The sequence below is a fragment of the Kribbella sp. NPDC056951 genome (genome assembly GCF_042674205.1).
In the GTDB taxonomy this organism is placed as follows: domain Bacteria; phylum Actinomycetota; class Actinomycetes; order Propionibacteriales; family Kribbellaceae; genus Kribbella; species Kribbella yunnanensis.
In genome coordinates this window covers 187,616-201,245 of record NZ_JBHUQZ010000013.1, presented here as the reverse complement: position 1 = coordinate 201,245, position 13,630 = coordinate 187,616, and the positions used below count along the sequence as shown (strand labels likewise).

Sequence of the window (13,630 nt, the reverse complement as noted above, 5' to 3'; positions counted from 1 at the left end):
CGTTAACTGCTCACCTCTGGACAAATCTGCGCACTTCCGCGCATCATCAACCTCGAGCGCTCCAGCACCGAAGTCCGCCCACTTCGCCTTGGAGGTCCGATGAAACTCAAGTCCCTACTGCTCTGCGCCCTGCTCACCCTCGGCGCCGCCCTCACCCCCACCCAGGCGCACGCGATCGGCGTCACCCCCGGCACCTACGTGAACTACACGTTCGACACCGCCTCGCTGTCCCAGGCCGAGTTCCGGATGACGATCGACGCGTCACCGGGGAAGGCGAACGTCTACTGGGCCAACCAGTTCGGCTTCACCGCCCGCGACGTCGGCGGCTACACCGGCATGCAGACCCACCGCGACGGCGTCGGCATGTTCATCTACTCGCTCTGGAACTCGACCGACTGGCGCGCCGGCGACTCCGGCACCTACTGCATCAAGTTCCAGGAAGACGGCACCGGAGGCAGTTGCCGCCTCGACCGAACCCCCATCGCCGGTCACACCTACGCCTTCGCGATCGCCGACGAAGGCAGCGGCTGGTATGGCGTCACCGTTCGCGACCTGACCGCCGGTACGGCGTTCAAACTCGGCAGCCTGCAAACCGGCGACGGCAACCGGATCAGTACGTCGGGCATGGTCAGCTGGACCGAGTACTTCGACTGGAACAACAGCAAGGCCACCTGCGACGACGAGCCGTACGCCAAACTCACGATGCCGCTACCGACCAGCAACGGCGGTACGGCGCGCTTCACCGGCAGCTCGGAGAGCAGTGGCTGCGCGGCCGACAGCCAGGTGACCATCTCCGGGACAACCGCCGTACAGGAGAACGGGATCGGCAACTCGTCGTCCGGGGAGATCCGTGGCAGCGGTGGTTGCCTGGACATCTCCGGCACCGACAGTACGACGGTCCTGCTCTACAGCTGCACCGGCGGGAACAACCAGAACTGGGTCCACGCGGAGAACAACACGCTGCATGCCATGTTCAGCTGTCTCGACGCCAGCGCAACTCAGGCCGGAACCGTGATCGCCTACAGCTGTCACGGCGGCACCAACCAGCAATGGACAGCGGCAGGCGAGCTAAGGGTCAACGGCAAGTGCCTGACCGCACCCGCGACTCTCGGCAACCCAGTAACCGTTGCCACATGCAACAACTCGGCCAGTCAGCGCTGGACGCTACCGGCCTAGAACGCGAGGCGCCCCGGGACAAATCGAGTCCCGGGGCACTTCGACGTACAGGTCAGAGCTTGCGGCCGACGGCGCCGACGATGCACTCCTCGACCTGGTTCAGCGGCTTGAGCCGCGGGCCGTCCGGCCACCAGTCGTCGCAGAGCACCAGGCCCGGGGCGACCAGCTCCTGGCCGGGGAAGAACTCCATCAGTTCCTTGCGGGTGCGGAACCGGCCGCTGCCCATCGGGCTGTGGATGAACTTGTCCTCCATCTTCTGGGCGACCTCGGTGTGCTCCGGAGTCTCCGGGTCGTAGAAGTGCGAGATCACCGTGTACGACCCGGGGACCACCGCGTCGACGTACTTCTGCATGATCTCCGCACCTTCGGAGCCGATGTAGTGGTGCAGCGTGCCGGCCTGCATCACCGCGATCGGCTGGCTGAAGTCGAGGAAGTCACGCACCTCGGGCGTGCTCAGCACCTCTTCCGGCTCGAAGATGTCGGCGCTGACGAACAGCGTGTTCTCGTTCTCCTCGAGCAGCGCGCGGCCGTGCGCGAGCACCACCGGGTCGTTGTCGATGTAGAGCACCTTGGCGTCGGGCTGGATCCGCTGCACGACCTGGTGGGTGTTCTCGGCGGTCGGCAGACCGGATCCGCAGTCGAGGTACTGCGTGATTCCGGCCTGGCCCGCAAGGAACCGGCACGAGCGGATCAGGAAGTTCCGGTTCGACCAGGCGAGGTCCTGGGCCTGCGGCGCGGCGGCCTGGACCCCGCGCAGTACCTCGCGGTCGACCTCGAAGTTGTCCTTGCCGCCCAAGAAGGCGTCGTACACCCGGGCGATACTGGCCCTGGTGGTGTCCACCCCGACCGGAACCGAACTGGGAGCCTTGCTGGAGTCGGGCATACGAACCTCATCACTGTCTGTCGGGAGCTTTGAAGGAACTCTACTGACAGTAGGGCCCGGTGAACACGTCGTGCACGCGGGTCGCCCTGGACCTCGTCGCGCTCTGTTGTGAAATGATCGCTGACGACCCAAAGATCTCGGGAGGCGAGGCGTGACGGAACCGGCGTACGGCGGGCCTACCGCCCTGCGCATCATGCTGGGTACACACCTGCGCCGGTTGCGTGAGGAAGCCGGGATCAGCCGCACCGACGCGGGCTGGGCGATCCGCGGTTCGGAGTCGAAGATCAGCCGGCTGGAGCTCGGCCGGGTCGGCTTCAAGGTGCGCGACGTCGAGGATCTGCTCACGCTCTACAAACTCGAGGACGAGGTCGAGCGGGACCGGCTGCTGAGCCTGGCCCGGCAGGCGAACAACCCCGGCTGGTGGCAGCGGTACGACGACCTGACGCCGAACTGGTTCCATTCCTATCTCGGCCTGGAGATGGCGGCCGACCTGATCCGGACCTTCGAGCTCCAGTTCGTCCCTGGTCTGTTGCAGACGCCGGAGTATGCACGAGCCGTGGTTGCGCTCGGCCGGCTGGACGAGCCGCTGCCGCGCGCCGAGCAGGACCGCCTGGTCACCCTGCGGATGCGCCGCCAGGAGGTGCTGACGCGGCAGCGACCGGCCCGCTTGTGGGTGATCATCGACGAGGCCGTACTGCGCCGGCCGATCGGCGGCAAGACGATCCTGCGCAACCAGCTCGAGTTCCTGATCGAGCAGTCCCGGCGGCACAACGTGACGCTGCAGATCATCCCGTTCGGCAAGGGCGGCTACACCGCGACCGGCGGCGCGTTCACCCTGCTGCGCTTCAACGAAGCAGAGCTGAACGACATCGTCTACATCGAGCACCTGACCAGTGCGGTCTACCTGGACAAGCGCGAGGACCTCGACGCGTACATCGTCACGATGGACGCCCTGTCCATCGCCGCCGCGCAGCCGCGGGACACCGAGCGGCTGATCCGCGCAGCGCTCGACGAGATCTAGCTCGCCTCGCGCAAGACGGCGCCCGGGCCGGCGAGGATCGCGACCTGGCGCGGCTCCGGCTCATGCCCGGCCTCACATCGCAGTACGACGCTCACGTGCTCACCGCACTCGCGGTGTCGCGGCTCGATCGGCGGACCGCCTGCGGTCGCGAGGTACTGGTCGCCCCACTGGATCATCGCGACCAGGACCGGATAGAGGTCGAGACCGGCCTGGGTCAGGCGGTATTCGTACCGCTCGCGCTGGCCGGGTTCGCGGTACGGGTGCCGGCGCAGCACGCCGCGCTCGATCAGCGCGGCCAGCCGATCGGTCAGCACCTGCCGCGGGATGCCGGACCGGGTCCGGATGTCCTCGAACCGGCGGACGCCGACGAACAGCTCCCGCAACACGTGGAAGGTCCACTTGTCGCCGAGGATCTCCATCGTCCGGGAGATCGTGCAGTTCTCCGTCGAGAAGGCCATCGCCTCCGGTACCCGCATGGTCATGGTTCGAGGATAAGTCTGCTTGACAGACTTAGCCAAGTACAGTCAGGCTGAATCCGTGAATCAGACTCAGCTCGTGAGGTCTCCCGCCGTTCGTCGCGCGGGGGAAGCCGACCTGGATGCGCTCTCCCTGATGCTGACCGGACTCTCCGACCTCAGCCTCTACTTCCGCTTCCAAGCAGGGGTCGGCCGACCACCCCGGCCGGCCCTGCTGCTGCGGATGCTCTGCCCGAACGGCGCCTCCTGGGTCGCCGACCGCGACGACGAGGTCGTCGGCCACGCGATGTGGGCGTGGGTCGCCGGCTCCCCCGGGACGGCGGAATTGGCCGCCGTGATCAGCGACGCCGAGCAGCATCGCGGCCTAGGCGTCCGGATGCTCGCCATCGCCGCCGCCGACGCGATCGCGGCCGGCGCGACCCACTTCCTGTTTGTCGTCAGCTCCGCGAACGACGCGAGCCTCCGAATGGTCCGCCGCCGCTGGCCCGACGCCACCGTCGAACGCGACGGCGCCCTCCTGATGTTCCACGCCCCGGCCCGAGTCCCAGCTCAGATGAGCCAGGCACGCTCGATGGCAGTCACCAGTACGTCGGCCGCGGCAGCCGTGTCATAGGCCGGATCAGTCAGCGACTCGGCCACGATCGCGTCGATCCCGCCGCCGATCACCAGCGCCGCCGTACGCCGATCGAACGGTCCTTTGATCCCGCGCGCCGCCCGAGCCTGATCGAGCAGGTCGGCGACCGCGGTCCAGCGGTCGGCCGATGCGGCTTCCGGTACGACGTTGATCATCGCCTCGATGATCATCCGGACGTGCCGCGGATGCTCCCGCAGATGCCCGACCATCGAACGCACGTACGCCGCCGGTCCGTCGACCGGTGCAGCCGCGGCAACCGCCGTACCGACTACCGTGACGAGTCCCGTCAGGACGTGTGCGTAGGCCGCTTCGACCAGCGCATTCTTCGACGGGAAGTGGTAAAGCACCGCTGCCTTGGTGATGCCCGCGCTCTCCGCGATCCGGGCCAGCGACGTCGCCGGATAGCCGTGCTCGGCGACCAACTCGATCGTGACGTCGATCAGCTGAGTACGCCGGGCCTGCTCGGTGAAGGTCCGTTCGCGCATGACCTCAACTTACCCTATGGTGGAATTACTTACCAAGTGGTTAGGAGAGGTCACCATGGTGCGGAGTGAGATTGCGAAGCCGAAGCGACGTCGCCGGCTGCTGATCGCGCTCGGAGTTGTCGGCGCTCTGCTGGTCGCGGGCGTGTTCGTGCTGCGCACGCCGTCGCCGGTCGGCCACTGGAACAGTGCGGCCGGGTACGAGGACTACCTGGCCAAGTACGGCCGGTCGATGCAGGACATGCCGAAGCCGGCCGCGACCCTCGACGTCCGCACCGACTACGGCCTGGTCCGGGTCTATCGGTTCGCTGGTTCACCGAAGAACCTCCGCCCCCTGGTACTGCTGCCGGGCACGATGTCCGGTACGCCGGTCTGGGCGGACAACATGCCGTCGTTGCTCAAGCTCGGCGATGTCTACACCCTCGACCTGCTCGGCGAGCCCGGCATGAGCATCCAGAACCGGCCGATCACCAACGCCGACGACAAGGCCGCCTGGCTCGATCAGACGCTGGCCGCGCTCCCGGACAAGCAGTTCAACGTGCTCGGCCTGTCGATCGGCGGCTGGACCGCCACCAACCTCGCCGTACGGCGTCCTGATCGGATCGCGACGCTGTCACTCCTCGAACCGGGTCTCGTCTTCGGCAACATCCCAGCCGAGACTGCCATTCGGGCACTCCCGGCGAGCGTGAAGTGGTTGCCGCGGTCCTGGCGCGACAGCTTCAACTCCTACACGGCGGGTGGTGCGCCGGTGGAGCACGTGCCGGTCGCCGACATGATCGAGTCCGCGATGAAGAACTACACGATCCGCCAGCCGCAACCTGGACGGATTACCGAGCAGCAGTTGGCGGACCTCAAGATGCCGGTGCTAGCGATCATCGCGGGAAAGTCGGTGATGCACGACCCGATCAAGGCTCGCGAGGTCGCCGAGCGTGTGCTCAAGAACAAGACGGTGAAGTTCTACCCGGACGCCTCACATGCGATCAACGGCGAGTACCCCGACCAGCTCGCCGCCGATCTGCAGGCCTTCCTCACAACCCACGGAAGAACGTCCTGATGTCGTCCACCAGCAGATCCGGAGCCTCTAACGCTGCGAAGTGACCGCCGCGGCTGAACTCGGACCAGTGCACGATCCGGTGCCGGCGATCGAGCACTCGGCGGATCGCCGGATCGGTCGGGAACACGGCCACCCCGGTCGGCACCTCGGTCCGCGGCGGCGCGGGTTCGCCGCGACCTTCGTAGTACAGGTTCGCGGAGCTCGCGCTGGTGTTGGTGAACCAGTAGATCGACGCGTCGGTCAGCAGGTGGTCGAGCTCGACGGCATCCTCGGGGAGCGCGCGGGCCGGATCGGTCCACTCCCAGAACTTCTCCAGGATCCAGGCCAACTGGCCGACCGGTGAGTCGCTGAGCGCGAACGAGACCGTCTGCGGCCGCGTCCCCTGCAGTTCGGCGTACCCGGTCCCGACGGCACGCAACCGCTCAGCCGCCGCGAGCCGCTCCCTCTCGATCTCGTTGAGGTGCGCGAGATCATCGGGCTGTACGTCGGGAAACGCCAGCCCACCGTTGATGTGTACGCCGATCACGTGCTCGGGGTCGACCGCGCCGAGCCACGGGGACACGACTGAACCGGTGTCGCCGCCTTGAGCGCCGTACCGGTCGTAGCCGAGTCGGCGCATCAGCTCGGCCCAGCCGCGCGCGATCCGCTCGTGGTTCCAGCCGGACTCCAGCGGGATCGAGAACCCGTGACCCGGGACCGACGGTACGACGAGATGGAACGCGTCGCGCGGATCGCCGCCGTACGCGGCCGGGTTGGTCAGCGGGCCGATGACCGGGAGGAATTCGGCGACGGAACCCGGCCAGCCGTGGGTGAGGATCAGCGGTACGGCGTCGCGTTCGGGGGAACGGACATGCAGGAAGTGGATCGTTTGGTCGTCGATCCTTGTCGTGTACTGCGGATACTCGTTGAGGCGGGCTTCCCAGGTGCGCCAGTCGTAGGACTGCCAGCGCTCGACGACCTTTTGCAGGTAGTCGACCGGCACGCCGCGGTCCCATCCGAGGCCGGGGAGTTGCCGGGGCCAGCGCACCCCGCGCAACCGCTCGGCGAGGTCCTGCACGGCCTGGTCCGGGATCTCGATCCTGAACGGGTCCATACAAGGAACCTACGCCGAGCAGGGGGCGGACCTAGTCCTCGACGACGATCGCGAGCGCCGGGCAGACGGCGGCGGCCTGGTGGACGTCGGCGGCGAGGGATTCCGGCGGGTTGTCGGTGAGCAGGACGACGATGCCGTCCTCGTCCCGCTGGTCGAACACATCCATGGCCGCGGTCACGCATTGCCCCGAGGCCACGCACTTGTCCTGATCGACGATGATCTTCATCAGCTACTTCTTTCTCTCGTGGGCCCGCGGGTTACCAGGTGACGGGCAGGGAGTAGACGCCGTACACGGCGCCGTCGTGCTTGAACGGGACGTCGTCGAGCTCGATGGCCCGGCGCAGCGTCGGGATCCGGCGGTAGAGGGTGCCGTAGACGACCTGCAGCTCGAGCCGCGCGAGTGGTTGCCCAAGGCACTGATGAACACCGAAGCCGAACGCGACATGCCGGCGGGCGTCCCGGGTCACGTCCAGCGTGTCCGGGTCCGGGAACATCTCCGGGTCCCGGTTCGCGATGTCGTTGGGGAAGATCAGCCCTTCGCCGGCCTTCAGGAGCTGCCCGTCGAACTCGATGTCCTCGAGGATCGCCCGCCGACGGCCGTTGTGGGTGATGTTCAGGTACCGCAACAGCTCCTCGACCGCACCGGCGATCAGCTTCGGGTCGTCGGTGTCGCGCAGCTTCGCGAGCTGGTCGGGGTGCTCGAGCAGCGCAAGGGTGCCGAGGGCAATCATATTCGCCGTCGTCTCGTGACCGGCGATCAGCAGCAGGACACCGATCCCGGCGGCGTCCTTGCGACTCAGCTCACCGGCGTTGACCCGCTCGGCCAGCCCGGACAGGAGATCGTCCTTCGGGTTCTCCAGCTTGTCGCCCATCAGCTCGTGCAGGTAGCCGCCGATGTTGCCGCGCGCCTTGTTCCGCTCCTCGATCGAGGCCGTCGTGCGCAGCAGGATGCTGCTGTTGACCTGGAAGAAGTCGTGATCCTCGTACGGAACACCGAGCAGTTGGCAGATCACCAGCGACGGGATCGGCAACGCGAACGCCTGGACCAGATCGACCGGCTTCGGGCCGGCCAGCAGGTCGTCGATCAGGTCGTCGACGATCTTCTGCACCTGCGGACGCATCGCCTCGACCCGCTTGATCATGAACGGCGCAGTCACCATCCGGCGCAACCGGGCGTGCTCGGGATCGTCCATCAGGATGAACCCGATCCCGGGCCCGTCCTCGTCGCGCGGCAACTGCACCGGCGCCGAGTTCGGATAGCCCGGTTTGGTGACATCGGAGCTGAGCCGCGGATCGGACATCAGCCGGCGCTGGTCGTCGTACCGGGTGACCAGCCAGACGGACTGACCGAAGACGTCCACCTTCACCAGCGGCGCCTCTTCCTGCAGCTCCCGCAGTTTCGGCGGCGGATCGAACGGACAGCCGGCCGCCCGGGCCATCGGATACTCCGGAGCTTGCTGTGTTGCTGTCATCGCATTCCCTTCCCCAGCGAGGGTTTACGTGTGCACCAGGTGTGCCCGGTGCAGGCGCGTTTGTTTGGGCATGTTCCAGCCGAGTACGGCGACTGTGCGGCCGTCGCGGCGGTAATGGGTGACGAACCGGCGCTCGTCGATCGCCCCTTCGGCGACGGTGATCTCGGCGTCGGCGCTCGGTAGGCCGTGGACCTGGATCTTGGTGCTGAACTGGTCGGTCCAGAAGTACGGAATCGGTGTGTAGCAACGGTTCTCGCCGAGAATGTTCGCGGCGACACAAGCGGCCTGCTCGGTGGCGTTGGTCCGATTCTCCAAGCGCAGCAAGGTATCCAGGCCGTCATGCCGCCACCGCGCGACATCGCCGGCGGCGTAAATCCCCTCCGCCGCCCGACACCGCGAGTCGCACACCACCCCGTTGTCCAGCGTGAGCCCGCTATCCACCAGCCACTCCGTAGCCGGCGTCGCTCCAAGCGCCACCACCACAACATCAGCCGGCAGCAGCTCCCCGTTAGCCAGCTGCACCCCAGTCACCCGACCACCAGCCGACGTGAGCCCACTAACCGCCGTACCCAGCCGAAGCTCAACCCCCTCAGCCACATGCAGCTGACCCAGCAACCCACCCACCACAGCCCCGAACTGACTCTCCAACGGAGCCGCCTGCGGCCCAGCCATAGTCACCGAACACCCAAGCTTCCGAGCAGTAGCAGCAACCTCAGCCCCGAGAACCCCGTCCCCCACAACAACCAACCGTTTGGTTGGTTCACCTGCCAGGTCTCGGCGTAGGGCGTCGGCGTCGCCTAGAGTGCGGAGGACGTGGACGCCGGCTAGACCTTCCTGGCCGGGTAGGCGGCGGGCGCGAAGGCCTGTTGCGATGACTATTGAGTCGGCTGCGAGCTCACGACCCGACTCGGTGCTCACCACTCGCCGTTCGACGTCCAGGGCGGTTGCCGGGTCGCCTAGGACGAAGTCGGCGCCTAGTTTGGCGAGCATCTCCTCCGGGCGTAAGCGGGTTCGAGCCTCGTCCCAGTCGCCGCACAGGTACTGCTTCGACAGCGGCGGGCGGTCGTACGGGAGGTGGGTTTCGGCGCCGAGTACCGTGATCGGGTCCTGGTATCCCTGCCTACGAAGGGCTTCCAGCGTGGACAGCCCAGCCGCAGAAGCACCAACGATCAACACGCTCACTGCGTCACCGGAGCGTTCCAGACCCCGACGATGCCGTCGATCAGCCCAGTCGCCATGTCGTGCCACGACGCGCGGTTGGTCGGCTCACCAACCGCGAGCGCGCGCTCATACTCCGCGCACATCTGCAGGATCAGTAGCCGCGTCATACTCCCGCGCTCCATCCGCACCTCCAGCGGAAGGTCGGCGAGAATCACGTCGAGCCGTTCGATGATCCACTGCATCGACCGCGACGTCAGTAGGTCGTCAACCATCGGCCCACGCAGTACCGGATCATTCATCAACTGCGCGTTGAACCGCGCCAGCCAACTCGGGATCCCGAGAGTCGCCATGTAGTCGGTACTCGGCCGCACCAGACACCCGACCCACACCCGCAGGTCCGAACTGTCCCCAGCCTCGGCGATCAACTCAGCACGACGCTGCTCAACATGCACCGCATGCTTCTGCAGGATCGCCTTGATCAGATCGGTCTTCGTCCCGAAGTGATACCCGACCGCAGTGTTGTTCCCCTGCCCAGCAGCTTCGCTGATCTGCCGGTTGGACACCTCATGCAACCCACGCTCGGCGAACATCCGCTCAGCCGTGACCAGGATCAGCTCCCGGGTCGCGTTCACCCGCTCGGTCCGAACTGTCTTCGCCATCATCACCAGACCACCGGCACCTTCTGCAGACCCCCGACAAGCAACCCCTCGACCGGCGGCAACTCCCCCACCGGTACGCCGAGAGCCAGCGTCGGCAGTCGCCGCAACAGAACCTCCAGCACGACCTGCAACTCGGTCCGCGCCAGCGATTGCCCAACACACGAATGCGGTCCGACACCGAACGACATATGGACATTCGGACTGCGCGACAGATCGAACTCGGCCGCATCCGGGAACACCGACTCATCGCGGTTCGCCGAACCGAGGCTGCAGATCGCCGTCGTACCGGCGGTCAAGGTCCCACCCGGCAGTTCGACATCCTCGTCGACGTACCGAGTCAGCCCGAAGCCGGCGTTCGCGTCGTACCGCAAGGTCTCCTCGACGGCAGTGCGCACCAGCGTCGGATCGGCCAGCAACTGCTCCCAATGAGTGCGATCGGCGAGCAGCATCGCCATCATCTTGCCGATCATGTTCGTGGTCGTCTCGTGCCCGGCGATCAGCAACCCCTTGCCCGTGGCAACGAGCGCGTCATCGCTCAGATACTCCCCGGCGGCATCGGCGCGGGTGATCAGATCGCCGAGCAGGTCCTCACCAGGAGCGGCGCGCTTGGCCGCGACATGACCTGCCATGTACGCCGTGAACTCGGCCTGCGCAGCGTCGATCTCCGACTGGCTGTACCGGCTGACGCTCAGGAACGTGTCGGACCAGTGCGAGAAGCGATCGCGATCCTCATTGGGCACGCCCAGCAGATGGCAGATCACCCAGACCGGGAGCGGGAAACCGAAGCTTGCCCGAAGGTCGGCCGGCTGACCACCCGCGACCATCTCGTCGACGAGCTGCTCGGCCATTGCCTCGATCTGCGGACGCAGAGCGGCCATCCGCTTGGTGGTGAACCACTTGGTCAGCATCCGCCGCCACCGCTGGTGACCTTCACCGAGCCGCGGGATCGGCGACTCCTGCTGGCTCAGCATCGAGATCCGGGCCGCGTCCTTCTCGCTCGAGTTGCGCGCGAAACGCGGATCCCCGATCAGTTGCCGGATGTCGTCGTACCGGGTCAGTAGGGCCGCCTGGTCGCCACTCGGCAGCCGGACGTGGGCCACCGGACACTGCTCCCGCAGCTCCGCCCACTCGGCCGGGGGCTCGATGGCAGCGATGGGTGCCAATGGATAGTCGATCGCTTCACGTTCGGTCACGAGACATCACCTCCGCGTTGATCTCTCCTCCCACCTTGCCTCGCGATCTTGCTTAAGTCAACTGACTGACTTAATGTTTGGTTGCAGAAACCAACTATTTCCTCTCCCGGAGGCTTCCGATGTCCGCAGTTCCCGCCGGCTCGCCGGTGCGCACTGGTGCAGTCGTCCCAGTGCTCGCGTCGGCCGGTATCACGGTCGCGCTGATGCAGACCCTGGTCATCCCGGTCATCCCCGAACTGCCGCGGCTGCTGAACGCCTCGGCCGGCGCGACCGCGTGGGCCATCACCGCCACCCTGCTCGCGGCCGCGGTCGCGACCCCGATCATGGGGCGGCTCGGTGACATGTACGGCAAGCGCCGGATGCTGCTGATCAGCATCGGTCTGCTGGTCGCCGGTTCGATCGTCGCCGCGCTCAGCAGCTCACTTGTCCCGCTAATCGTCGGCCGCGCGCTGCAGGGCTTCGCAGCCGGCGTGATCCCGCTCGGGATCAGCATCATGCGCGACGAACTGCCGTCCGATCGACTCGGTACGGCGACCGCGCAGATGAGCGCGTCCCTCGGGGTCGGCGGGGCACTCGGGTTGCCCGCCGCGGCTTTGCTGGCCGAGAACATCAGCTGGCACGCGCTGTTCTGGGTATCGGCCGGACTCGGCGTAATCATCCTCGGGCTGGTACTGCGCTTCGTCCCCGAATCCTCGGTTCGCTCCGGCGGGCGCTTCGACGTACTGGGTGGTGTCGGTCTCTCGTTCGGCCTGATTTCGTTGCTACTGGCAATCTCTCAGGGCGCCGACTGGGGATGGACGAGCGCTCCGACACTGGGCCTGTTCGCGGTGGCAGTCGTCACTATTCTCGCGTGGGGCTGGTGGGAACGCCGTACCAGCGAGCCGTTGGTCGACCTGCGGACGACCGCGCGACCGCAGGTGCTGCTGACGAACCTGGCGTCGATGGTCTTCGGGTTCGCCATGTTCGCGATGTCCCTCGTCGTACCGCAACTGCTGCAGATGCCTAAGGCAACCGGTTTCGGACTCGGCCAGTCGATGCTCGCATCCGGTCTCGTGATGGGCCCGTCCGGCCTGGTCATGCTGCTCACCGCACCGCTGTCCGCCAAGATCTCCGCCGCCCGCGGCCCCAAGGCCACGCTGATGCTCGGCGCCATCGTGGTCGCCGCCGGGTACGGCGTCGGCAGCATCCTGATGGGCTCGGTCTGGGAGATCGTCCTGGTCTCACTGCTCATCGGCGCCGGCATCGGCCTCGCCTACGGCGCCATGCCCGCCCTCATCATGTCCGCCGTCCCCGTCTCCGAGACCGCCGCCGCGAACAGCTTCAACACCCTGATGCGCTCCATCGGCACCTCGGTCTCCAGCGCAGTAGCCGGCGTAATCCTCGCCAACCTGACCATCAACCTAGGCACCCACACCCTCCCCTCCCAAACCGGCTTCCGCACAGTCCTCATCATCGGCGCCGCCGCAGCCCTCGTAGCCCTAGCCATCGCCGCCTGCATCCCCACCCGCTCCCCAACCCCCACACCCCCAGCAACCCCGGCCTCCGCCGAAGCCCCAGCCACCGCCTAACCACACCCTCACCGAACCCCGCCCCGCCGAAGCCGCCCCTCGCCGAAGCCCCGGCCACCCGAACCCATTTGCCTGGCTAGGCACCCATATCGGGGGTTCGGCACCCATAACCACGGTGCTTAACCCCCAACGGCGGTGGCTAGGCAGCCAAATGGGAATGGGTCAGGCGAACTTGGCGAGGAAGGCTAGGGCGCGTTCGGTGAGGAGTTTGGCGGCGGCCTCGTTGTAGTCGGTGAGGGACGAGTCGGCGAAGAGGTGGGTCTTGCCGGGGTAGAGGAAGAGTTCGGCCTCGGCGGGGTTCGCGGCTACCAGGGCTTGGGCGGCGGTCAGGTCACCGTCTTCTTCGGTGAACCAGGGGTCTTCGTCCATCGCATGGATCTGGACGGGGACCCCGGCCGGCCAGGTCTCGCTGAACTCGCTGACCGGGAGGAACGAGTAGCAGAAGAGACCGCCGAGCGCGCCGGGGCGGGTCTGGGTGAGCTGCTGGGCAGGCATGACACCCATCGAAAACCCTGCGTACACGACGTCTTCGGGCAGGTCCTGGGCATAGGCCACGCCCTGCTCGAGCAGCTTGCCGAAGCCGATGCTCTTGGCGTAGGCCATGCCCTCGTCGATGGTGTCGAACGTGTTGCCGTCGTAGAAGTCCGGCGAGTGGACGGTGTGCCCGGCCTGCCGCAGCTCCTCGGCGAAGGCTTTCACCCCATCGGTGCGGCCCTGCGAGTGGTGAAAGAGAACGACCTCGGTCATCTTCAGCTCCA

15 protein-coding genes are annotated in these 13,630 nt (G+C 66.7%); 5 read left to right on the top strand and 10 right to left on the bottom strand.

Annotated elements, in window-relative coordinates:
• Positions 1 to 99 precede the first annotated feature (99 nt).
• Positions 100 to 1,176, top strand: a complete 1,077-nt coding sequence (locus ACFTSF_RS35170) for a ricin-type beta-trefoil lectin domain protein (protein ID WP_380159149.1) — start codon at positions 100 to 102, stop codon at positions 1,174 to 1,176.
• A 52-nt stretch (positions 1,177 to 1,228) separates the two neighbouring features.
• Here ACFTSF_RS35170 and ACFTSF_RS35165 read toward each other — a convergent pair whose 3' ends face one another.
• Positions 1,229 to 2,059 carry an SAM-dependent methyltransferase gene (locus ACFTSF_RS35165; RefSeq protein WP_380159147.1) on the bottom strand — a complete coding sequence of 277 codons (831 nt, stop codon included), beginning with the start codon at positions 2,057 to 2,059 and terminating at the stop codon, positions 1,229 to 1,231.
• Between the two features lie 193 nt (positions 2,060 to 2,252).
• Here ACFTSF_RS35165 and ACFTSF_RS35160 point away from each other — a divergent pair, with 193 nt between their 5' ends.
• Positions 2,253 to 3,080, top strand: a complete 828-nt coding sequence (locus ACFTSF_RS35160; RefSeq protein WP_380159201.1) for a helix-turn-helix domain-containing protein — start codon at positions 2,253 to 2,255, stop codon at positions 3,078 to 3,080.
• On the opposite strand, the gene ACFTSF_RS35155 is transcribed toward ACFTSF_RS35160, so the two are convergent.
• Positions 3,077 to 3,562, bottom strand: coding sequence for a winged helix-turn-helix transcriptional regulator (locus tag ACFTSF_RS35155; RefSeq protein WP_380159146.1), 486 nt, complete (start codon positions 3,560 to 3,562; stop codon positions 3,077 to 3,079). The genes ACFTSF_RS35160 and ACFTSF_RS35155 overlap by 4 nt on opposite strands.
• Before the next feature lie 73 nt (positions 3,563 to 3,635).
• Here ACFTSF_RS35155 and ACFTSF_RS35150 point away from each other — a divergent pair, with 73 nt between their 5' ends.
• Positions 3,636 to 4,169 carry a GNAT family N-acetyltransferase gene (locus tag ACFTSF_RS35150; protein WP_380159145.1) on the top strand — a complete coding sequence of 178 codons (534 nt, stop codon included), beginning with the start codon at positions 3,636 to 3,638 and terminating at the stop codon, positions 4,167 to 4,169.
• Here ACFTSF_RS35150 and ACFTSF_RS35145 read toward each other — a convergent pair.
• Positions 4,106 to 4,675, bottom strand: coding sequence for a TetR/AcrR family transcriptional regulator (locus tag ACFTSF_RS35145; protein WP_380159143.1), 570 nt, complete (start codon positions 4,673 to 4,675; stop codon positions 4,106 to 4,108). The genes ACFTSF_RS35150 and ACFTSF_RS35145 overlap by 64 nt on opposite strands.
• 55 nt (positions 4,676 to 4,730) lie before the next feature.
• Between ACFTSF_RS35145 and ACFTSF_RS35140 the strand changes: the two genes are divergently transcribed.
• Positions 4,731 to 5,726, top strand: a complete 996-nt coding sequence (locus ACFTSF_RS35140; RefSeq protein WP_380159141.1) for an alpha/beta fold hydrolase — start codon at positions 4,731 to 4,733, stop codon at positions 5,724 to 5,726.
• Here ACFTSF_RS35140 and ACFTSF_RS35135 read toward each other — a convergent pair.
• The 6 genes from ACFTSF_RS35135 to ACFTSF_RS35110 are packed head-to-tail and all read right to left on the bottom strand — an operon-like array spanning position 5,701 to position 11,304.
• Positions 5,701 to 6,819, bottom strand: a complete 1,119-nt coding sequence (locus ACFTSF_RS35135; RefSeq protein ID WP_380159139.1) for an epoxide hydrolase family protein — start codon at positions 6,817 to 6,819, stop codon at positions 5,701 to 5,703. The genes ACFTSF_RS35140 and ACFTSF_RS35135 overlap by 26 nt on opposite strands.
• Positions 6,820 to 6,850: 31 nt before the next feature.
• The gene (locus ACFTSF_RS35130; RefSeq protein ID WP_344157386.1) at positions 6,851 to 7,045 is read right to left on the bottom strand and encodes a ferredoxin; all 195 of its coding nucleotides are present in this window, start codon (positions 7,043 to 7,045) and stop codon (positions 6,851 to 6,853) included.
• A gap of 31 nt (positions 7,046 to 7,076) precedes the next feature.
• Positions 7,077 to 8,291 carry a cytochrome P450 gene (locus ACFTSF_RS35125; protein ID WP_380159137.1) on the bottom strand — a complete coding sequence of 405 codons (1,215 nt, stop codon included), beginning with the start codon at positions 8,289 to 8,291 and terminating at the stop codon, positions 7,077 to 7,079.
• Between the two features lie 24 nt (positions 8,292 to 8,315).
• Positions 8,316 to 9,473 (bottom strand): NAD(P)/FAD-dependent oxidoreductase, encoded by a 1,158-nt coding sequence (locus ACFTSF_RS35120; protein ID WP_380159135.1) that lies wholly within the window; start codon positions 9,471 to 9,473, stop codon positions 8,316 to 8,318.
• Entirely contained in the window at positions 9,470 to 10,111 is a 642-nt protein-coding gene (locus ACFTSF_RS35115; protein ID WP_380159133.1) for a TetR/AcrR family transcriptional regulator, read from the bottom strand. The genes ACFTSF_RS35120 and ACFTSF_RS35115 overlap by 4 nt, the downstream gene beginning before the upstream one ends.
• A 2-nt stretch (positions 10,112 to 10,113) precedes the next feature.
• Entirely contained in the window at positions 10,114 to 11,304 is a 1,191-nt protein-coding gene (locus tag ACFTSF_RS35110; RefSeq protein ID WP_380159132.1) for a cytochrome P450, read from the bottom strand.
• Positions 11,305 to 11,423: 119 nt separating this feature from the next.
• On the opposite strand from ACFTSF_RS35110, the gene ACFTSF_RS35105 reads away from it, so the two are divergent.
• Positions 11,424 to 12,872, top strand: a complete 1,449-nt coding sequence (locus ACFTSF_RS35105) for an MFS transporter (RefSeq protein ID WP_380159130.1) — start codon at positions 11,424 to 11,426, stop codon at positions 12,870 to 12,872.
• A 162-nt stretch (positions 12,873 to 13,034) separates the two neighbouring features.
• On the opposite strand, the gene ACFTSF_RS35100 is transcribed toward ACFTSF_RS35105, so the two are convergent.
• Positions 13,035 to 13,619: a dienelactone hydrolase family protein gene (locus tag ACFTSF_RS35100; RefSeq protein WP_380159128.1), complete on the bottom strand. Its 585-nt coding sequence runs from the start codon at positions 13,617 to 13,619 to the stop codon at positions 13,035 to 13,037.
• Positions 13,620 to 13,630: the final 11 nt, after the last annotated feature.

What these genes read in the sequence shown, in the direction of transcription:
- ACFTSF_RS35155 (WP_380159146.1), bottom strand. Translation starts at nt 3,562, where the DNA reads ATGACCATGCGGGTACCGGAGGCGATGGCCTTCTCGACGGAGAACTGC.
- ACFTSF_RS35130 (WP_344157386.1), bottom strand. Translation starts at nt 7,045, where the DNA reads ATGAAGATCATCGTCGATCAGGACAAGTGCGTGGCCTCGGGGCAATGC.
- ACFTSF_RS35135 (WP_380159139.1), bottom strand. Translation starts at nt 6,819, where the DNA reads ATGGACCCGTTCAGGATCGAGATCCCGGACCAGGCCGTGCAGGACCTC.
- ACFTSF_RS35125 (WP_380159137.1), bottom strand. Translation starts at nt 8,291, where the DNA reads ATGACAGCAACACAGCAAGCTCCGGAGTATCCGATGGCCCGGGCGGCC.
- ACFTSF_RS35165 (WP_380159147.1), bottom strand. Translation starts at nt 2,059, where the DNA reads ATGCCCGACTCCAGCAAGGCTCCCAGTTCGGTTCCGGTCGGGGTGGAC.
- ACFTSF_RS35105 (WP_380159130.1), top strand. Translation starts at nt 11,424, where the DNA reads ATGTCCGCAGTTCCCGCCGGCTCGCCGGTGCGCACTGGTGCAGTCGTC.
- ACFTSF_RS35145 (WP_380159143.1), bottom strand. Translation starts at nt 4,675, where the DNA reads ATGCGCGAACGGACCTTCACCGAGCAGGCCCGGCGTACTCAGCTGATC.
- ACFTSF_RS35100 (WP_380159128.1), bottom strand. Translation starts at nt 13,619, where the DNA reads ATGACCGAGGTCGTTCTCTTTCACCACTCGCAGGGCCGCACCGATGGG.
- ACFTSF_RS35115 (WP_380159133.1), bottom strand. Translation starts at nt 10,111, where the DNA reads ATGGCGAAGACAGTTCGGACCGAGCGGGTGAACGCGACCCGGGAGCTG.
- ACFTSF_RS35160 (WP_380159201.1), top strand. Translation starts at nt 2,253, where the DNA reads ATGCTGGGTACACACCTGCGCCGGTTGCGTGAGGAAGCCGGGATCAGC.
- ACFTSF_RS35140 (WP_380159141.1), top strand. Translation starts at nt 4,731, where the DNA reads ATGGTGCGGAGTGAGATTGCGAAGCCGAAGCGACGTCGCCGGCTGCTG.
- ACFTSF_RS35170 (WP_380159149.1), top strand. Translation starts at nt 100, where the DNA reads ATGAAACTCAAGTCCCTACTGCTCTGCGCCCTGCTCACCCTCGGCGCC.